This window comes from Nitritalea sp. (genome assembly GCF_054166705.1).
The window spans coordinates 30,269-50,003 of the sequence record NZ_JBSZCV010000007.1 but is presented as its reverse complement, the minus strand read 5'-3'; the positions used below and the strand labels follow the sequence as shown (position 1 = coordinate 50,003).

14 protein-coding genes are annotated in these 19,735 nt (G+C 51.3%); 11 read left to right on the top strand and 3 right to left on the bottom strand.

The window, feature by feature from the left end:
* The first annotated feature begins 349 nt into the window (after positions 1-349).
* The 11 genes from ACXIT9_RS03535 (at position 350) to ACXIT9_RS03485 (ending at position 16,244) form a co-directional block, all read left to right on the top strand.
* On the top strand, positions 350-1,564 hold the full coding sequence (locus tag ACXIT9_RS03535; RefSeq protein ID WP_458054869.1) for an arginine deiminase: 1,215 nt from the start codon (positions 350-352) through the stop codon (positions 1,562-1,564).
* Between the two features lie 112 nt (positions 1,565-1,676).
* On the top strand, positions 1,677-3,035 hold the full coding sequence (locus tag ACXIT9_RS03530) for a DivIVA domain-containing protein (RefSeq protein ID WP_458054868.1): 1,359 nt from the start codon (positions 1,677-1,679) through the stop codon (positions 3,033-3,035).
* Positions 3,036-3,039: 4 nt separating this feature from the next.
* Positions 3,040-3,408 carry a dihydroneopterin aldolase gene (gene folB / locus ACXIT9_RS03525; protein WP_458054867.1) on the top strand — a complete coding sequence of 123 codons (369 nt, stop codon included), beginning with the start codon at positions 3,040-3,042 and terminating at the stop codon, positions 3,406-3,408.
* A gap of 37 nt (positions 3,409-3,445) precedes the next feature.
* Positions 3,446-4,333 carry a ChaN family lipoprotein gene (locus ACXIT9_RS03520; protein WP_458054866.1) on the top strand — a complete coding sequence of 296 codons (888 nt, stop codon included), beginning with the start codon at positions 3,446-3,448 and terminating at the stop codon, positions 4,331-4,333.
* 3 nt (positions 4,334-4,336) lie between these two features.
* On the top strand, positions 4,337-4,792 hold the full coding sequence (locus tag ACXIT9_RS03515; protein ID WP_458054865.1) for a DUF4268 domain-containing protein: 456 nt from the start codon (positions 4,337-4,339) through the stop codon (positions 4,790-4,792).
* Between the two features lie 15 nt (positions 4,793-4,807).
* Positions 4,808-6,679, top strand: a complete 1,872-nt coding sequence (locus ACXIT9_RS03510) for a 7TM diverse intracellular signaling domain-containing protein (protein WP_458054864.1) — start codon at positions 4,808-4,810, stop codon at positions 6,677-6,679.
* 271 nt (positions 6,680-6,950) lie between these two features.
* Entirely contained in the window at positions 6,951-10,043 is a 3,093-nt protein-coding gene (locus ACXIT9_RS03505) for a SusC/RagA family TonB-linked outer membrane protein (protein WP_458054863.1), read from the top strand.
* Positions 10,044-10,047: 4 nt separating this feature from the next.
* Entirely contained in the window at positions 10,048-11,589 is a 1,542-nt protein-coding gene (locus ACXIT9_RS03500; RefSeq protein ID WP_458054862.1) for a RagB/SusD family nutrient uptake outer membrane protein, read from the top strand.
* Positions 11,590-11,661: 72 nt separating this feature from the next.
* Positions 11,662-13,038: a glucoamylase family protein gene (locus tag ACXIT9_RS03495; protein ID WP_458054861.1), complete on the top strand. Its 1,377-nt coding sequence runs from the start codon at positions 11,662-11,664 to the stop codon at positions 13,036-13,038.
* 9 nt (positions 13,039-13,047) lie between these two features.
* On the top strand, positions 13,048-15,354 hold the full coding sequence (gene bglX / locus ACXIT9_RS03490; RefSeq protein WP_458054860.1) for a beta-glucosidase BglX: 2,307 nt from the start codon (positions 13,048-13,050) through the stop codon (positions 15,352-15,354).
* A 44-nt stretch (positions 15,355-15,398) separates the two neighbouring features.
* Complete coding sequence (locus ACXIT9_RS03485) at positions 15,399-16,244, top strand: endonuclease/exonuclease/phosphatase family protein (protein WP_458054859.1); 846 nt, start codon at positions 15,399-15,401, stop codon at positions 16,242-16,244.
* Positions 16,245-16,254: 10 nt separating this feature from the next.
* Here ACXIT9_RS03485 and ACXIT9_RS03480 read toward each other — a convergent pair whose 3' ends face one another.
* From ACXIT9_RS03480 to ACXIT9_RS03470, 3 genes are all read right to left on the bottom strand, one after another.
* Positions 16,255-17,049, bottom strand: a complete 795-nt coding sequence (locus tag ACXIT9_RS03480; protein WP_458054858.1) for a hypothetical protein — start codon at positions 17,047-17,049, stop codon at positions 16,255-16,257.
* 8 nt (positions 17,050-17,057) lie between these two features.
* On the bottom strand, positions 17,058-17,918 hold the full coding sequence (locus ACXIT9_RS03475; protein ID WP_458054857.1) for a transglutaminase-like domain-containing protein: 861 nt from the start codon (positions 17,916-17,918) through the stop codon (positions 17,058-17,060).
* A 124-nt stretch (positions 17,919-18,042) separates the two neighbouring features.
* Positions 18,043-19,671 (bottom strand): acyl-CoA carboxylase subunit beta, encoded by a 1,629-nt coding sequence (locus tag ACXIT9_RS03470; RefSeq protein WP_458054856.1) that lies wholly within the window; start codon positions 19,669-19,671, stop codon positions 18,043-18,045.
* Between the last annotated feature and the right edge of the window lie 64 nt (positions 19,672-19,735).

The window sequence follows — 19,735 nt, the reverse complement described above, 5'->3', positions numbered from 1 at the left end:
CGTGGATCTCCCCTTGGGAGGTTTTTAAGGTGTCAGCAGCGGTCCTTCATTTGGCCCTATCGGTAATGAGGCTCATTCGCGTACTGATTTTTTCCGTGGAACAAACGTTGCGCTATCACAAAGAGCCACTTGTCAAACTCCTCCCTTCCCAAGGGCTAAATGGCGTAATCAAAGTGAAAGCCATTACGTAGTTCGTAGAAGAGATAGGCGCTGTAGATAAATCATGAGTTGTTTATGACCCACTCCTCTGGTAAAAAGTGGGCTAAAAGCTATAAGTGTCATAAAAAAATAGGTGGAATTAGTGAAAGTCGCATAAAGTGCGTAGTTTAGGCTTTAAATTTTAACAACCATGGAACTGCGTTTAAACTCTGAGTTCGGCACTTTGCAAGCCGTTCTCATGCACCGTCCTGCGCGAGAAATCGACCGCTTGACTCCTTACAACAAGGAGTATTTACTTTTCGAGGATGTCCCTTATTTAGAAGCCATGCAGCAGGAACACGATGTGTTTACGGACTTGGTTAAGCAAACTACCGGCGCCACTGTGTATCGCTTGCATGAGCTTTTGGTTCAAGTACTGGCTGATGAGAGTACACGTCAGCAGATGTTGCAGGCGCACCTGGCGCGTTCGGGTCAGCAGCATCTGAGCACCTTATTTATGGAGCGGCTTTCTACAGCAGAGTGTGCAGTAGCCCTGACGGCGGGCATAAAAGTGCATGAGTTGAAGCGCAAGGTGCCGCATTTAAACGTAGGGGAGCTGATGGATTCCGCTTTTATTTTGCCTCCGAGTCCCAACTTATATTTTCAGCGTGACCCCATTGCCCTGACGCCGGGGGGTGTCATTTTTTCCAGCATGAAGATGGAAGGTCGGCAGCGAGAAGCAGACCTATTGCGCAGTATTTTCGAGCGGCATCCGCTGTTTAAACATGCGGTAAATCCTTTATTTCCGGCCGCTGGCCAAAATCCCGTGCCCAGTATCGAAGGGGGGGATGTGATTGTGCTCAGTAAGCAGGCGGTGGCCATCGGAAATTCGGAGCGTACAGATGCTAAAGCCATTTACCAAGTAGCGAAGGCGCTGCTAGCTGAAGGTACGGTGCAGCGTGTCTATGAAGTTCATCTTCCGGAGAAGCGGCAGTACATGCATTTGGATACGGTGTTTACGATTTTAGACGAAAACTTGGTGCTCACCTATCCCGATGCCTTAAATGCAGTCTTGCAGACCTCCCTGTATACCTTGAAAAGCCAGGAGGGGGACAAGGTACACATCAAGCGGGAGGTACTCAAAGAATCTTTGCTGACTGTGCTGGAACGTGAAATCCCGCATTTAGATATCATCCATACTGGAAATGGCAATCCGGAATATGCGATGCGCGAGCAGTGGTTCGATGGGGCGAATGTATTTGCCATCGGCGCACGTAGGGTGATTTCCTATAACCGCAACAAGCACACGAATCGGGCGCTTCGGAATGCGGGGGTAGAGGTTTTAGAGATTCCCTCTTCGGAGTTAAGCCGAGGGCTCGGAGGGCCGCGCTGCATGACCATGCCGCTCAGTCGCGCTAAAGTGTAGGGAGTTCGTAAGTGGCCAGCGGTAGAGGACGTTTTTTGGCTATATTTTTGTGCCGAGGGGGAATAAATCGGAAACTTCCTTAAATATCCGTAGAAATCTCTAATTTAGCTTTATGAAAATATCGGCCACCCATCTACGTACCTTGCAGCTGGAAAGAGTCTTTAGAGGTTACGATCCTCGAGCGATAGACGAACTTTTTGCCCACCTTGCCACCACCCTAGAGGAGCATGAGGAGACGACCCAAGCGCTCATGAAAAAATACAAGGAAAGCCAGGAGGATTCAGAGCGCTTGCGCAAAGTAGAGAAATCGCTTTTCCTTACCCTCCAAACGGCGGAAGATACCGCGGCCAAGTTGTTAGCGGATGCCACGCAGGAGAGTCAGCGTGTACGTGAGGAAGCGGAAGCCTATCAGCAGCGTGTACGTGAAGAGGCGGAAGCGAAAGCGCTTCGTATGCGAGAGGAGGCAGAAGCAGAAGCGCTTCGAATGCGAGAGGAGGCAGCCACAGAAGTTACGGCTCTTTTGGCCAAGGCACGTCAGGAGGCGGAGGTGCTGGCAGCACAGACAGCAGAGCAAACTGCAAATTTTGAACGTTTAGTAAAGGAGCGCAGTGCTGCCATTATCGCTGAGGAGCGCGCTGCACTTCAGCAGGTGGCTACGGATGTCCAGCAGGTTTTAGAGGCGCGCAAAGTATTATTTGCGGAGATAGAACGTATGCATCTCTTGCTGCAGGAGAACCTGGCGGCTAGTGCAGAGCGCATGGAGACCTTGGACTTTACCTTACCGGAGAAGTTACTGCGCTCGATAGCTCCAGAAAACTGGCAAGAGGATAATTTAGAAGAGGAAATAGCAGCGCGTAGGAGGACTTTAGAGGAAGCCGAAGAGGCCTTATCGGCTAAGTCGGAGGCTTTGCGCCGGGAGGCGCAAGAGCAGGAAGCACGTCATCAGGAGCTCCAAGTCCGCGAGCAGGAACTGGCATCCCAGCAGACGCAGCTTGCAGCACTTGAACAGCGACGTACGCAAGAGCTAGAGGCCCTAGCCGCCGAAAAAGAGTCTCATGCGCAAGAGCAGCGGGAGTGGGAAGCGCAAATGGCGGCGGAGCGGGAGGAAGCAGCAGCGAAAAAACAGCAGGAGGAGGAAGCAGCAGCGAAAAAACAGGAAGAGGAGGAAGCCGCAGCAGCGAAAAAAGCGGTAGCTGAGGCGGAAGAGGCAGCCGCTTTAGCAGAGCGCCGGGCAGTGACCGCTCTCGAGGAAAAAATTCAGGAGGCATCCACCCAGGAGGAGGTGACCGAGATGCCAAAGCCTATCGGCACGGACGATCAGGAAGCTAGCGCGGCTGTATCGGCGGCAGGGAAGGAAGAAGTGAGGAGCCCGAAGGACGAGGTGCTTCCTAGAAAACGAGTGGGTGAGGATAGCGAAAAGGAAGTAGAGCTCCTACGTAAGGATCGTTCGTTCTTCGATGAATTAGAATAAAGATATGGGTAAAGTAGCATTAGAGGGAATCGAATTTCATGCCTACCACGGCGTATTTTCAGAAGAAAATAAGTTGGGAAATCGCTTTACTGTGGATATTCTGGTAGAGACCGATTTCAAAGAGGCGATGGAGACCGATCAGTTGAAAAATACCGTCGATTATGGTCGCTTGTATAAAATAGCCCAAGGCCACATGTTGGTGCCGGTCAAGCTGCTAGAGCACCTGGCACATCTGATGATCGCAGACATTCGGGCGGCTTATCCCGCCTGCACCGTGGTGGAGGTGAAGATCAAGAAGCACAATCCTCCGCTAGGGGGTGTGGTGAACTTTTCCGTGGTAACGGTACGTTTTCCAGAGGATTATACGCTTTAAAGGTTTTCTAAAAGGAGGGAATAACACGATTATAGCTATGCAATCTAGGTATATACAGTGCGCTTTCGGGCGCTTGGCACTGGTGGCAGTGCTTTTTTTTAGTTGTGTGGGCATGAATTATGCGCAGGTGCAGCCGTATAAGATTTATTTGGCCTCCGAGGGGCGGGAGCTGAGCTTTGAGGAGATGCTGGAGCAGCTGCGGGAGGTACCGCTTGTGTTTTTTGGGGAGTATCACAACAATTCCATTTTACACTGGCTACAGCTACAGGTTTTGAAGGGCTTGGAAGCAGAAAATTTAGTGCTTGCAGGGGAGTTTTTTGAGCGTGATGATCAGCTGACTCTCGACGAGTGGATGGCGGGGAAACTCAGTGATGCGAATTTAGAAGCTGAGACCAAGACCTGGACCAATTTTAAGGCGGACTACAAGCCACTTTTGCAGCATGCGAAGCAGCAGCGCATTCCTTTTATCGCTTCGAATGTGCCACGAAAGTACGCCTCTTATGTGAGCCGGGAAGGCTTAGCGGCCTTAGAAACTTTAAGCCCGGAGGCCAAAACCTATTTGCCGGCATTACCTATTTCCGTGGACATGGAGCTCCCCAGCTATGCGGCCATGAAGGAAATGATGCATGGTGCCGGCGATCGCGCGGATTTTATGGTACAGGCGCAGGCGCTAAAAGACGCCACGATGGCGGAGTCTCTTTTTGCTGCGCTGCAGCAGGGCAAGCAGGTGCTGCACATAAATGGTGCTTACCACACCCAAAAGGGGGAGGGCATCGTCTGGTATGTGCGTGAAAAGATGCCCGATATTTCCTTGCTTCTGATCAGCTGTGTGGAGCAGGAGGACATACATGCCTGGGATGCGCAGCATTCGGATTTAGCTGATTTTGTGATCGTGCTTCCACTGGATAGTCCGAAGTCCTACTGAAGTATGTATAAAAAAGGAGAGATTTCACAGTTGAAACAGGCTTTTTGGACGGCTTTCGGGCAATACATGAAGCCAGTGCCAACAGCCTCGGGGCGGCCAATAAACTGGCAAAATTATAAAACAGGAGTAAAGCATCTTTATTTTCGGATGCAGGCAGAGCGAGACTACGCCCGGGTGGGGATTTTCTTGCAGCATAAAGACGAGACGCTGCGGCTACTTTTTTTCGAGCAGCTGAAGGCGCTCCGCCATCTTTTAGAGCAGGAGATGGGAGAAGAATGGGACTGGGTAGAAGAGGAGCAGGATCCTTTTGGGCTGTCCATTTCGCATGTTTCCAAAACCATTTCTGGGGTAAATGTCTTAGAAAAGGAGGACTGGGGCCCGCTGATTCGCTTCTTCAAGCCTCGGATGATTGCTTTGGATTCCTTTTGGGATAATGTACACCCCGTGTTCGAGGGCTGATAATGAAAAAGAGGTATGCGTGCTGCAGGGTTGTTATTCGTTTTATGGCTTAAAGGCTTTTGCTGCCTAGGGCAGCAAAACCTACCTATAGAGCTCGCGGCCATTGATAAGGAGTTTATTTTTACGCGCGCAGATGTGCCTTCCTATGCGGATACTTCCCAGCAACTTTCTTTAGATGAAATCTTACTACTGGACAGAACGACGCCTGCGTTTCGAGTGGACCCTACCGCCAGCAAAGCGAATTTTAGCAGTACCACGGCGTATTGGTTGCGCCTACCGCTCACCTTTTCTGCAGACGGGCAATCGGTACATGTGTTGGAGTTCTACGATCAGCGGATTAATGCATTAGAAGTGTATGTGCCACGCGCCGATGGAGGTTATCAGATGTGGGCACTGGGGAGTGATAAACCTTTTCGGGAGCGACTTTTTTACCATAAGAATTTCCATGTTTTACTTCCGCAGGGACTGAGCGGGGAACAGCTGCTCTATGTCCGAATCGTATCTCAGAGTAAGGCAGACGTTCGCTTGGCGCTAAGGACCTATGAGCGTTTCTTGTATTATGCCCTAAACGAATATCTATTTTATGGGCTTTTTTATGGGATGATTTTCATGATCGCCATTTATAATTTAATCGTTTTTTTAGCGGTTCGGGAAATAAAATACGTCTATTACATCTTATACTTGCTTTCTGTGGCCTTTTTGACCATGAGCCTGGATGGCATCGGGTATCAGTTTTTTTGGCCTAACTACAGCCAGTTTAATGGCTGGGCCTCAGGTATTTTTAGTTTTTTGGTGATCCTCTTTGCCGTGATTTTCACCATGCATTTTCTAGGCTCTCGCAAAAGAGCTCCCTTTCTGCATAAGCTTTTATGGGCCAGTTTGGCGTTAAAATCTGTATATTTTGTATATGGTTTATTTGTCAACATTCGGTTTTTAGAGCTTTCTTATGTCGATGTATTGCCTTTTCTACTCATCTTCTTAACAGGAGCGCTCGTTTGGCGTGAAGGGATGAAAAGCGCACGGCTGTTTGTTTTGGCCTACGGTATTTTATTCGTCGGAGCCTTTATCAAGCTCCTTGGGATTTTAGTGATTTTAGCACATACTACCCTAGTCTATTACAGTTTACACTTGGCCTTCTTACTCGAAATGTTCATGCTTTCCTTCGCCCTCGGCGATCGCATTCGCATCTTAAAGGCCCTCCGCGATCAAGCCCTCCGCAGAAGTCTCGCGCAGTATAAAGAAAATATCGCCCTGAAAGAGAAAGTAAACCAAGAGTTGGAAGCGAAAGTCCGGCAGCGCACTGAGGCGCTGGAGCGCAAAAATCAACAGCTGGAAGAAGTCAACTTTCGCCTACAGGAAAAGGATGAAGAAATTAAACGCATCAATGCCCTCCTGGATCGAGACAATTGGAAGTTGAAGAGCACCGTGAAAAGTTCTTTAGAAGCGCGGCTGACGAATACCTCCCTCTCCTACGAGGAATTTCAAAAGGTATTTCCAGATACAGCAGCCTGCAATCGGCATCTGGAACAACTAAAGTGGGAGAAGGGCTTTCAGTGCAAACGCTGTGGGGGAGAAAAAGCGAGCCGCGGACAGAAACTCTTTCAGAAGCGCTGCAGCAAGTGTGGCTACGTGGAGTCAGTCACAACGGCTACACTTTTTCAGGGCATACGCTTTCCGCTGGAGAAAGCGTTTTATATCGCCTATTTGGCACAACCGAATAAGCCGAAGGTCAATTTAGACAGCCTGTCCAGCACCCTGCAGCTGCGAAAATCAACCGTAAGCAGTTTCCGGAAAAAGGTTCGGGAGCGCCTGGCCATACTGCCTGAGGCCAACTGGCAACACTTGATTCTCCTCGATGAGAAGCCCCTCGATGTGAAGTCAAAGTGAAGAAGTGTAGCTTTATTCGATGTTTTCTTAGACTCTTTAATCGCTTGTTATTGAAGCGTTATTTAGCTACCGAAAATGCCTTTGCTAACGTTTGAAATCCTATTTTTTTTGTTACTGAAGCGCAATTTTCCCCCTTGTTTATCTTTCCTAAATCTGTCTTTTTTTACGTATTTTTAGTTTTTTTTTTTGGCATGCTTCCGAGTCAGCCTATTTTAGTTAAGGTTTTCGAATTCACTCAATGAAATACTTCGTTTAATTAACATTCAACCTCATGACCCAAAATTTACAACTACTTCTTCGGCGTTTGCTCGCCTGGGAAGTCCAAAAAAGCAGGTTCAGTATCCCGATGCTACTGGCTTTGTCGCTTTGTCTATTCTCTACTAGTATTTTCGCCCAAAGCCAACAAAATGTCCGTGGCACAGTGGTAGATGGTTCAGGTGAGCCCGTGCCAGGGGTTACTGTTCAAGTGGAAGGCTCCAGCAGAGGAGCTATCACCGATTTGGATGGTTCCTTTACCATCCAAGCCGCCTCGAATGAGACCCTTTTGTTTTCCTTTGTTGGTTTTCAGACTGTACGGCAAGCTGTGGGGAATCAGACCACTTTTTCCATTACGCTGGAAGAAGATACCCAGTCTTTAGATGAGGTCGTGGTGGTAGGATATGGCTCGCAGCGTGAACGCGACTTGATTTCTTCCATCTCTTCGGTAAAAACAGAAGACATCACGAAAACCCCTGCACCGAATGCGATGCAGTCCCTCCAAGGACGTGTCGCCGGGGTCCAGATCGTCAGTAATGGAGCTCCGGGTGCTGGACCTACCGTGCGTGTACGAGGCATCGGCTCCTTCGAAGGAGGTGGGGCGCCCCTTTATGTGGTAGATGGCATGTTCTTCGATAACATTGACTTTCTGAATCCTAATGATATCGAAAGCATCAATATCCTTAAAGATGCTTCAGCAGCGGCTATCTATGGCGTGCGTGCAGGAAATGGAGTGGTACTCATCGAAACGAAAGGAGGAAGCTATAACAAGAAGGGAGAGCTCGTCTATGAAAGCTTCTACGGCTTCCAAAATCCGCAGAACGTGTTGCGCATGGCCAATACGGAGCAATTTGTCCGCTATGTGAACGAAACCGGTTCCGCCGCTGACATTCAATTTATTCAAAATGCGATCGAGCGCTTTGGGGCTAACCCGAACAATCCCGAGCTTCCTAATGTAGATACCAATTGGTACCGTGAAATTATGAGTCCAGCCCCTATGCAGAGCCACAGCCTCTCGTTTAATGGAGGAAATGAAACCACGCGCTACTCGATCGGAGGAACATATTTTGATCAAAAAGGACTACTGAGCACCCAGCGCAATGAATTTCAGCGCCTAAACTTCCGCGTAAAAGTAGATTCCTACGTGAAAGACTGGTTAAATGTGGGGGCGAATATAAATGTAACGACCCAGGAACGCTTTAATCAGAATGATGCCGCCTGGTTTAATGCCTATTTTGCTGTGCCCACATTGCCAGTGATGGACCCGCAAAATACAGCTGCCAATCCTATTCCGTATGGAAATGCACAGCTCCTAGGCTATCGCGGGACGCAAAATCCATTCTTTGCCCTTGCCTTTAATGATAACTTGACCTCACAGTCTATCGTGCTTGGAAATATTTTTGCAGACGCTACCATCATCCCGGATAAGCTGACCTTCCGCACGCAGTACAACTATACCGTGAATAATTTCTCCAACAGAAACGTCAATTTCCCCTTCAATGATGGAGTTACCGAAAGACTCTCTTCGTTAAGCCGAAGTAATACGAATATTTTCGATCAAATCTGGGATAACTTCCTGACCTATGAAGAAAAATTCGGCAAGCATCGCTTAACGGCAGTCCTCGGGCAGTCTTTCCGAAGCGAGACTAGTCAATTTCAAAGTGCTCGTGGAGAGGATTTAAATCCGGCTCCAAATCGAAACAATGAGGAATTTTGGTTCCTAAGTAATGCCTTAAACATCGATGAGAATAGCGTCAACGACGGCGCCTCCCGTCTATTTTTCTTGTCCTACTTTACGCGATTAGCCTACAACTATGACGATCGCTTCCTGCTTTACGGTACCTTTAGAAGAGATGGGAACAACAAGTTCCAGCAGCGCTGGGGGAATTTCTTTACCTTCGGAGCAGGCTATGTGCTTTCAGAGGAGAAGTGGTTCAACAGCTCTTGGGTGGACTATTTAAAAATCCGTGGATCTTGGGGTCAACTAGGGAATGATGGAATTAATCCTTCCGTCGGTGCCCCTACCTTAGTGAATACGCAGGCTGCCATAGGGGATGTTTTGCGCCTCGGGCGCCGCCTCAGCCCTACATTCGATTTAATCGATCGCTGGGAGACTACCATCGAAACAAATATCGGGTTGAATGCTTTGTTTTTCAACAACCGACTGAGTGTGGATGCAGATTACTTCATCCGAGATACGCGAAATCTGGCAGTGGTCATTATCCCGCCAGTAATTCGAGCCAGTGAGCGTAGAAGCGTGGGTGCCATCCGGAACCAGGGTTTGGAAGTGACCGTGGGCTGGCAAGACCAGATCACCAAAGATTTCTCCTACTATGTGGGCGGTAACTTTGCCACGTTAAATAACAGAGTGCTCGACTTAGGTGGGCCGATCGGGCTAGATGCCGGATCTGCCGAATTCCGCCAGCGCTCCATTATCGGCATGCCTTTCCAGGCGTTTTATGGGTTCGAGGTGGAGGGCGTCTTCCAGAATCAAGAGCAAATCGACAATTCCGGTCTGGATCCAGAATTTATCGCCGCGAATAACCTGCAGCCGGGTGATCTTCGATTCCGCGACCTAAATGGCGACGGCATCATTAATGATGAGGATCGTACGGTACTAGGTTCTTTCCTGCCCTCCCTCACTTATGGCGCGAATCTTGGCTTCACATATAAAAATTGGGACTTCTCTATGTTGTTCCAAGGACAGTCTGGCTTCACCATCTTGAACCGCCGACGTGGAGAGATCATTTTCACGAACGATACGAATATCGATGCCGAGCTGGCAGAAGGGCTCTGGAGAGGGGAAGGAACCTCAGACCGCTTTCCTTCTGCGGCAGGCTTACGCCGTGGGTGGAACCAAAACATGAGTGAGTTCTATCTAGAAGATGGCTCTTACTGGCGCATCCAAAATATCCGCCTCGCGTATTCTTTTGTAGATAAATCTGTCTTAGGAGTGAAAATGCCACGTACCACCCTGGCGGCCACGGCGGAAAGACCCCTTACCGTGTTTAGCTATAGTGGCTTTAACCCGGAGATACCAAATGGTATCGACCGTCAGGTACATCCTGTGCCTGCTATCTACACCCTTGCCTTAACGATTAAATTATAAAGCTATGTACCGATTTTCTAGAAATAGTTTCATCGCGCTCGGCTGCTGCATGGCTCTTTCCATAAGCTCCTGCACCGACCTCTTAAATGAACCCCTCCAAAATGTCCAACTTATCGAGGACAGAGATTATACGCAGTTTCAGGATATGCCCCTGTTACTGGATGGGGCTTACGCCCAATTTTATACCATGCAGTGGGAAACACATCCCCTCATCGGCATCCGCGGGGATGATGTGAATGCCGCAGGCGATCAGGTCCCCCTTACCTCCACCGATGAGTTTTTCTTCGACAGGAACTTCTGGATGTATAATTCCACCTGGCTGAACCTGTATTCCGATATCCTCATCTGGCATGGAGCCATCGAAGAGTTTAACCGTTTCCGCGAGGCGGGCGCCGATGCGGCCACCGTCGATCAGTATATCGCGGAAGTAAAAGTCTTTCAAGGCTTTCAGCTCCTGCACCTTGCCAGACTGTGGGGAAACATTCTGATTCCGCTGGAGTCGGCTCCTAGCCACCTCTTTGACGTACCTGTTTCCACTTTTGATGAAGTCATGCAGCATGTGGTAAACCTCATGGATGAGGCCATCCCAGACCTACCCGCCCTCCATCCTTCTGAACGTACCGATGTGGTCGGTGGCGTCACCCGATACACGGCGCTAACCGTGAAGGCCATGGCACAGCTGGAGTTGAAAAATTATAGCGGAGTGGTCGCCGCGACAGATGAAATCATCAGCAGCGGGCGGTATGAATTGTTCGAAGACTACTACCAGCTCTTTAAGCGCCCGGGAGAGTTGGCGCGCGAAAGCATCTTGGAAGCACAGTTCTCCGATTTCGGTCAGGCCAGTGGCACAAACATCAGCTTCAACTTCAGCCCTTATGGACCTGCTAGTTGGGCCCCCGCAGTTCCAGGTGCCTCGAATGGCTGGGGATTTTGGGAGCCTAGCTTGAAGTATATCAAATTTATGCTCGAAAGAGGCGAGACCATACGCTTGGAAACCTCGGTTATCTTCACCCCTGACGGCATCGCCCGCATTCAGGAGGACCCCCAGTTTTCCGAGCTGCCGGAATTTGTTTCCAACACCACGCGGGATGGCGACACCTTTAATAGCCACCCCCGCTATCTCTTCCTCAGCGGGAAGCATTACCTCCCCTCGATTCAGCTTACACCTGGGCGTTTCGGTTATGGGACAGGAAACAACTTCCGAGTTATCCGCTATTCCGAAGTGCTGCTGATGCATGCAGAGGCGATCGCCAATGGGGCCTCCAGCTCCGTGCTGACAGCAGCAGAAGCGGTGAATCAGGTGCGGGAGCGATCTGGACTAGAACCCCTCACCACTGTCACGCTGGACGATGTGCTGGATGAAAAATTCGCTGAGTTTGGCATGGAGTGGGGGGTACGCTTTGCGGATCTCATCCGCCACGGCAGATTTCAAGAGCTGAACCGTGAAGGACGAAACTTCAACCCTCAGGAACATACTTTCCTCCCTTATCCGCTCGAGCAAATCGATATCCTGCCGCAGCTGCGTGCTGCTCAGGCCACCAATTAAATTTTCAGGAGCACCCATAGGAATAGCATCTCCTATGGGTGCTTGCTAAAACTAAACCCTCTCTACCTTCACATGAAATTATTTTCATCGACTCCAACCTATCTCTTTGCCTGCCTAGTGCTGCTGACAGCGTCCTTTTCCTGTCAAAATCCCGATCAAAGGGAAGAGGCTGCTGACCAAGAAGAGGTCACGAGGCTATCCACAGACTCGCTATTCAACTTGGTACAATACCGCACTTTTCAGTATTTCTGGGAAGGTGCCGAGCCCAACTCTGGAATGGCCCGGGAGCGCATTCACATCGATGGGGACTACCCCCAAAACGACCAAAACGTGGTCACCTCCGGAGGCAGTGGCTTCGGTATCTTAGCACTTATCGTCGGCATGGAGCGGGGCTTTATCACCCGCAGTGAGGGCCTGGCCCGCATGGAAAAAATCCTAAACTTCCTAGAGACAGCCGATCGCTTCCAAGGGGCCTTCCCGCACTGGTGGTATGGGGATACAGGAAAAGTAAAGCCCTTCAGCCCGAAAGATGATGGAGGAGATATGGTGGAAACTTCCTTTTTACTACAGGGCCTCCTCACTTTCCGAGAATACATGGAAGCGAGTCAAGAGCGCGAGGCGAATATCCAAGCGCGGATTAATGCACTCTGGAAAGCGGTCAATTTCGACTTCTACCGGAACGGTCAGGATGTGATTTACTGGCACTGGAGCCCAAAAAATGGTTGGGAAATGAACCTGCCCATCCGTGGCTATGACGAGTGTCTGATCGTCTATGTGTTAGGGGCCTCATCCCCCACCTTTCCCATCCCCGCATCTGCCTATCATGAAGGCTGGACCCGGGAAGGCACGATCACCCAGGATCCAGCGCATGAGGCATTCGGGCATCACCTTGCCCTTAGGCATAATGGGAATCCCGAGCTTGGCGGCCCGCTTTTCTGGGCGCATTATTCCTTTCTGGGCTTAGACCCACGCCGGCTGTCCGACCGCTATGCAGCGTCTTACTGGGAGCATAATGTCAACCATACCCTGATTAATCGCGCTTGGTGCGTAGAAAATCCCTTAGGCTACAAAGGCTATGGCCCGCAGTCCTGGGGGCTTACCTCCAGCTATTCGGTAAACGGCTACTCCGGTCATAAGCCGGGAGAAAAAACCGATAAGGGAGTCATCAGCCCTACAGCAGCACTTAGCTCGATGCCCTACACCCCTGAATACAGCCAGGAGGCCATGCACTACTGGTACGAAGCCCTCGGCGAAAAGGTATTCGGCCCCTATGGCTTCTACGATGCCTTCAGCGAAGAGCACGACTGGTTTCCGCAGCGCTACCTGGCCATCGATCAGGGGCCTATCGTCGTCATGATGGAAAATCACCGCTCCGGCTTGCTTTGGGACTTGTTTATGCGTGCACCAGAGGTGCAAAATGGACTGCAAACACTGGGCTTCACCTTTTAAACGATTCGCATGAAATATTTACTTCTTTTGGTGGGCTTTTGCCTCGCCATGGGCAGCGCTTTGCCTATTCAGGGCCAGCAGACCCATTCCCAGGACTTGAGCCGCCATGAACACAGGGCCGACTCCCTGCTCCAGCTGATGACCTTGGAGGAAAAAATCGGTCAGCTCAACCTCTCCGCTGGGGGGGATGCGACCACTGGGGAGCGAGAAAGCAGCGATGTGCTCCAAAAGGTGCAGGCAGGCCATATCGGGGGGATCTTTAATGTGAAAGGAGCCGATAAAATTCGTCCCATCCAAGAGGGTGCCCTCCGCGAAAGCCGCCTCGGCATCCCCTTACTTTTCGGCATGGACGTCATCCATGGCTACGAAACCATTTTCCCTATTCCTATCGGCCTTTCTACCACCTGGAACATGGAGCTGGTAGAAGCTAGTGCCCAGATCGCTGCTCGCGAGGCAGCAGCAGATGGAATCGCCTGGACCTTTTCCCCCATGACAGACATCAGCAGAGACCCGCGCTGGGGTCGTGTCTCCGAGGGGAGCGGCGAAGATCCCTACCTCGCCTCCCTAATCGCAGCAGCTATGGTAAAAGGCTATCAGGGGGAGGATTTGGCAGATGCCCAAACCCTGATGGCCTGCCTGAAACATTTTGCCCTCTACGGGGCAGGAGAAGCAGGTAGAGATTATAACACCGTGGACATGAGTCGGCTGCGCATGTTTAATGAATATTTCCCCCCCTATAAAGCAGCGATCGATGCGGGTGTGGGCAGTGTGATGACTTCTTTTAATGAAGTGGATGGCATTCCCGCCAGTGCGAATCGCTGGCTACTCCATGAGGTGCTGCGCGAGCGATGGGGCTTTGACGGCTTTATCGTTACTGACTACACCGCCATAAACGAGATGGTCGACCATGGCATAGGCGATCTGGAAACAGTCTCTGCGCTGGCACTTCGCGCCGGCGTGGACATGGATATGGTGGGCGAAGGCTTTCTGACCACCCTTAAAACCTCCCTAGAGGCCGGCCGCATCACAGAGGCTGAAATCGACCAAGCCTGCCGCCGCGTGTTGATCGCCAAATCCCGCCTCGGCCTCTTCGAAGATCCTTTCCGCTATGGAGGGGCTCAAAACACCGCAGAGCGCCCCATTTTTACAGCCGAACATCGTGCTTTTGCCCGAAAGGTAGCCGTGGAATCCTTCGTTTTGCTCCAAAATAAAGCGCAACTGCTCCCCTTAGCGCCTACCCAAAAAATCGCTCTAATCGGGCCTATGGCCGATAATGTGGAGAATATGGTGGGCACTTGGAGTATAACAGCGCGCACCTCAGCCTCGGTTTCGGTGGAGGAAGGCCTACGCCGCGCCCTGCTACAGGATGGTGCCGTTACGGTGGCCCGCGGGGCTAATGTCGCCGAATCCGCAGCGCTGGAAAGCCGCGTTAGCATTTTCGGAAAACCCACCTACCGCGATGAGCGCCCCGAAGAAGAATTAATTGCAGAGGCGCTAAAGGTGGCAGAAAGTGCAGATGTGATCGTGGCAGCACTCGGAGAGTCGGCTGAAATGAGCGGAGAATCCTCCAGCCTGACAGACATCAGACTACAAGCCAACCAAAGGCGCCTGCTGGAAGTCTTACAGGCCACGGGCAAGCCGGTGGTCCTCCTGCTTTTTACTGGAAGACCCTTGGATCTAAGCGAAGTGCTGTCGCTCGCAGATGCGATCTTGTGTGTTTGGTTTCCGGGGTCTGAGGCTGGTGATGCTATCGCAGATGTGCTTTTCGGCAGCGAAAGCCCCTCGGGCAAACTTTCCATGACCTTTCCCAGACACGTAGGCCAGATACCGCTGCATTACAATCATAAAAATACGGGACGACCGCTACCCGATGGAGAGTGGTTTCGGAAATTTCGCTCTAATTACCTCGATCGGCCGAATACGCCTCTCTTTCCCTTTGGTTATGGTCTCAGTTACAGTACCTTTACCCTTAGCGCACCTAAGGTAAATAAAGAGCGCTTGAAAGGAGAAGAAGAGGTGCTGGAACTGCGGACCACACTGCAAAATACCGGTGACTATGAGGCAGCAGAAGTGGTTCAGCTCTATATCCGCGACCTCGTCGGCAGCATCACGCGGCCTGTAAAAGAATTGAAAGGCTTTCAAAAAATCCGCCTGGCACCTGGTGAAAGCCGCGAAGTCGTTTTTCGTATTCAGCCTGAAGACCTAAAGTTCTACAACTATGCCCTGGAGTTTGACTGGGAGGAGGGCGCCTTTGACCTGATGGTCGGGCCGAACGCGGAAAATCTTCAAAGCGTGCAGATTTACTGGGAAAAGTAAGGCCCGCTCGAATACAAGTTAAATAACCTATAACCCTAGATGACATGCGTATTTTTGTTTGCACACTAGCCTGTAGCTGGCTCCTGTTATCCGCCATCTGCGCCTCGGCCCAAAGCTACCAGCTGGCCACCTATAACCTGCGCTTCGATAACCCTGGCGATAAGGGGAATTTATGGCAGGACCGCCTGCCCCATATGCTTAGCCTTATCCGCTTCCATAACATGGACCTGATCGGCACCCAGGAGGGGCTTGCCAATCAGCTAGAAGACCTTCGCGAAGGGCTGGGCTTTGCCTCCATCGGCGTGGGCCGTGACGATGGCCAAGCGAAAGGAGAGCATTCGGCGATCTTATATAATCCCGAAAAATTTCGTCTCTTAGAAAACGGGGACTTCTGGCTTTCACCCACACCCGAAAAACCTAGCGTAGGCTGGGACGCTGCCATGGAGCGTATCTGTACCTGGGGCCAATTCGAAACGCGGGAAGGTGATCGCTTTTGGGTCTTTAATGTGCACTTCGACCATGTCGGTCAGCAGGCGCGGCTGGAAAGTACCCAGCTGATCCTGCAGCGCATCAGCGAACAGGTGGCGCCCGGTGAGGCGGTTGTCCTGATGGGAGATTTTAATGTGAGTCCAGATAATGCAGCCTATGCTCTGCTGGATCAGGAAGAACGCCTCCACGATACCTTTAAGGTGAGTGAACTGCCCCCCCATGGACCAGTGGGGACCTTTAATGCCTTCAACTGGGACATGCTGCCTGACAGAAGAATCGACTATATCTGGGTGAGTGAGCACTTTAAAACCAAACGTTATGGAGTGCTCAGTGATCATTATGGAAAAAAATATGCTTCCGACCACTTTCCTGTCCTCGTAGAAGTGGAGTTCAAGCGCTAGCCACAGGCCCCTAAACTAGGCTGCGGCCGTCCGCTTTTTGCTTTTGCCTTTGGCGCCAGCGCCAAAAGAAAACGAAAACAAAGATTCCAAGAAAAAGAAGGGCGAGGCCGGTGGCAAAGTCCCCGAGTGCACTCGCCTTTCCTGCTTCTCCCTTCGCAATGCCCCAAAAAGCCCAAGCGCCAGCAAGAAACAGGCTACCAGGGGCGGGTAGAAGCCGAAAGGTCAGCAGGTAGAGCAGTACGGCGATGCCTAAAATCAGAAAGGGCCAAAAGGCGTCCTCTTGCCAGTCTCCTGCATAGGTGCCCGCCAGGCTGGAAGCATTCAAGACCGTAGCTGCGATCACCCAACCGGCATAGAGGCCAATGGCGCCGCTTAGCCAAGGCTGTAGCCGACCGAATGCGGCTTCCTTTTTGTGTAGATGCAGCCGACGGATGAGGCGTAAAATACTGAAGAGAAGCCCGAAAATGAGGAGCAATGCTACCGCTATCCCCTCTGAGGTCCAAGCTACGATCCAGGCGGAGTTCAACAGGTGCGTGGCTAAAAACCAAGGCCAGAGTATAGCCGATGCGGTCTCTCCGCGTCCCTTCGCATAGCCGCGCCATTCAGCCAGTAGCACCAAGCCCAAACCCAAGTAGATGATGCCCCAAATGCTAAAAGCGAAGCCCGCCGGTGTGAGCGCTGTCGTGTATAAAGCGGAGACTTCGCCGACGGTTTTGCGGCTCGCCGCACCAGAAGCAAAGGCATAGTTCATCCCCAGCATGAAGAGGTAAGCGGCGGTGTGCACAAGCGGGCGTATGGGCATCATAGTTGCGTTTAAGATCTGTCCTCCTCACCCTGAAGAAGGCGTAGCAGCTCCCGAATTTCCTCCACCCGCTCCGGATTTCCTAATTTCTCGAAAGAAAGTCCCAAGTTTCGGAAAAAGCGCCGGATGATGGCCATGCTGTCACAGGGCTCGAAATAACTATCCTTGGCCGGCAGGCGCAGGTGCTCCAGGTAATGCTCCACATCCTTCCGCGAGAAAAGAATACCCTTGTTGAAGGGATTGATGTAAAACTGCTGCCCATCGAACTTATAGGTCAGCACAAACAGATTCGGTAAATTCACCCCAAAAACAGGCAGCCCCAGGCGGTTCGCCACCAGCAAGTACACCATGCTGAGGCTGATCGGATTCCCCTTTCGGCTTTCCAGGACCTGGTGCAACATATTATTTGAGGGGGCGTGGAAATTTTTTGTATTCGCCGAGAAGCGCAGCCGAGAGAAAAGCAAGTGATTCAGCAGCTGCACCTGTTCTACAGCATCGCCTTCATCTGAAAAATTACTCCACACATCGAAGTAAAGCTGTTGGAGCTTCGCATTCAGCTGCTCCAGGCTGAGGTCCGGATAGAGGTAAGTGTTCACCAACCAAAGCCCTTCCAGCAGGTCCCGCCGCTCGGAAGCTGCCCAGGTCTGGAGTCGCGTTTTCAGTTGCGCGAACTGCAGGTCATGGATCAGCTCTTCCAGCTCTTTTTGGATGCTAGGGTTAAAACTGCTTTCCCACTGGTTTTCGAGGTAAGGGATCAGGTCGGCCCCTAGGGCCAAAAGGCGACCACGCACGTGTTCTTTTACTTCTCTGTCCTCATCGTCTAGCAGGGAAATCAGGGCATTTAATTCTTGGTCGGTTAGCGGCGCTTCCATACCTTAAAAAACGGGAGCGAAAACCATAAGGTTCCGGCTCCCGTCTAGGCCCTTGAAGCTCAAAAGTTTATTTTTCCAGCTTATGTCTAGGGCCTTGAGGCATTAAAGTGTTTTTTCTCTCTGCTTACGTTTGGATGACGCCTACATTAAAGGCTTCGCGGATAGGGGCATGGTTGGCGGCCTCGATCCCGCGGCTGATGACGCGTCGGGTGTCTTTCGGGTCGATAATTCCGTCCACCCAAAGCCTGGAGGCGGCATAGTAGGGGCTCAGCTCTTCTTCGTATTTAGCCGAGATTTCCTCGAGCAGGCGTTTTTCATCTGCTTCTGTGATCGTCTCTCCGGCCGCTTTAAGGGAGGCCACCTTGATCTGCAGCAGGGTCTTCGCAGCGGAGGCACCGGACATCACCGCCATTTGGCCGGTAGGCCAAGTGTAAATGAGGCGCGGGTCATAGGCCTTTCCGCACATGGCATAGTTTCCGGCGCCATAGCTATTCCCTAGAATGATGGTGAACTTGGGTACCACAGAATTGGCCATGGCATTCACCATCTTCGCACCATCCTTGATGATGCCCCCATGCTCGGACTTGCTGCCCACCATGAAGCCACTGACGTCTTGAAGGAAGACTAAGGGGATCTTACGCTGGTTGCAGTTCATGATAAAGCGGGCCGCCTTATCCGCAGAATCCGAGTAGATCACCCCGCCCATCTGCATTTCTCCTTTCTTGTTTTTTACGACGGTACGCTGGTTGGCGATGATCCCCACGGCCCAGCCGTCGATTCGCGCCGTGGCGCAAATGAGGGTCTTGCCGTAATCTTTTTTATATTCGTCGAAGGCGCTGTCATCCACCAGATGCGCGAGGATCTTACGCATATCGTAGGGCTTCACCCTGTCGGCAGGAAAATCGCCGTAGAGCGTTTCCATATCGCCCTTAGGGGCTTTCGGCTCGCTGCGGTTAAAGCCAGCGTTTTCGGGCTCACCTAGGGTGCTAAAAATGTTTTTGATGGCGTCGAGGCAACTGGGATCGTCGGGAAATTTATTGTCGGTGACCCCGGAAATTTCGCAGTGTGTCGTGGCGCCGCCCAGGGTTTCATTATCTACCTGTTCTCCGATGGCGGCCTTCACCAAGTAGGAGCCGGCTAAAAAGATGGAGCCGGTTTTATCTACGATCAGGGCCTCATCCGACATGATCGGCAGGTAGGCGCCTCCTGCTACGCAGGAGCCCATGATGGCAGCGATCTGTACGATGCCCATGGAAGACAGTTTCGCATTATTTCGAAACTGCCTACCGAAATGCTCCTTATCGGGGAAAATCTCGTTTTGCATCGGGAGGTACACCCCCGCTGAGTCCACCAGGTAGACGATCGGGATGCGGTTTTCCATGGCGATCTCCTGTGCGCGTAAGTTTTTCTTGGCTGTCATCGGGAACCAGGCCCCCGCCTTTACGGTAGCATCATTGGCTACGATCATGGCCGTTCTGCCTTGAATTTTGCCGATGCCGGCCACTACCCCCGCTGCCGGACAGCCGCCCTGCTCAGCATACATGCCGTAGGCGGCTAGTGCGCCGATCTCTAAAAAATCTTGTGGATCATCGATCAGGTAGTCGATACGCTCCCGGGCAGTTAGCTTGCCCTTCGCATGCTCTTTCTCGATACGTTTTTCTCCGCCGCCAAGCTTGATTTTATCCAAGCGCGAACGCAGCTGGAAGAGCAACTGCTTCTGCTGGTCTTCGTTCCTATTGAACTCGATATTCATAAAGTTATTCGGGTTTAGTAGATATCTCGGGCTAAATTAAAGAATTAATGCGGCCCATAGAAAT

Excerpts from the sequence above, each read along its gene's own strand:
- ACXIT9_RS03535 (WP_458054869.1), top strand. The coding sequence starts at position 350 with ATGGAACTGCGTTTAAACTCTGAGTTCGGCACTTTGCAAGCCGTTCTC.
- ACXIT9_RS03530 (WP_458054868.1), top strand. The coding sequence starts at position 1,677 with ATGAAAATATCGGCCACCCATCTACGTACCTTGCAGCTGGAAAGAGTC.
- folB (WP_458054867.1), top strand. The coding sequence starts at position 3,040 with ATGGGTAAAGTAGCATTAGAGGGAATCGAATTTCATGCCTACCACGGC.
- ACXIT9_RS03520 (WP_458054866.1), top strand. The coding sequence starts at position 3,446 with ATGCAATCTAGGTATATACAGTGCGCTTTCGGGCGCTTGGCACTGGTG.
- ACXIT9_RS03515 (WP_458054865.1), top strand. The coding sequence starts at position 4,337 with ATGTATAAAAAAGGAGAGATTTCACAGTTGAAACAGGCTTTTTGGACG.
- ACXIT9_RS03510 (WP_458054864.1), top strand. The coding sequence starts at position 4,808 with ATGCGTGCTGCAGGGTTGTTATTCGTTTTATGGCTTAAAGGCTTTTGC.
- ACXIT9_RS03505 (WP_458054863.1), top strand. The coding sequence starts at position 6,951 with ATGACCCAAAATTTACAACTACTTCTTCGGCGTTTGCTCGCCTGGGAA.
- ACXIT9_RS03500 (WP_458054862.1), top strand. The coding sequence starts at position 10,048 with ATGTACCGATTTTCTAGAAATAGTTTCATCGCGCTCGGCTGCTGCATG.
- ACXIT9_RS03495 (WP_458054861.1), top strand. The coding sequence starts at position 11,662 with ATGAAATTATTTTCATCGACTCCAACCTATCTCTTTGCCTGCCTAGTG.
- bglX (WP_458054860.1), top strand. The coding sequence starts at position 13,048 with ATGAAATATTTACTTCTTTTGGTGGGCTTTTGCCTCGCCATGGGCAGC.
- ACXIT9_RS03485 (WP_458054859.1), top strand. The coding sequence starts at position 15,399 with ATGCGTATTTTTGTTTGCACACTAGCCTGTAGCTGGCTCCTGTTATCC.
- ACXIT9_RS03480 (WP_458054858.1), bottom strand. The coding sequence starts at position 17,049 with ATGATGCCCATACGCCCGCTTGTGCACACCGCCGCTTACCTCTTCATG.
- ACXIT9_RS03475 (WP_458054857.1), bottom strand. The coding sequence starts at position 17,918 with ATGGAAGCGCCGCTAACCGACCAAGAATTAAATGCCCTGATTTCCCTG.
- ACXIT9_RS03470 (WP_458054856.1), bottom strand. The coding sequence starts at position 19,671 with ATGAATATCGAGTTCAATAGGAACGAAGACCAGCAGAAGCAGTTGCTC.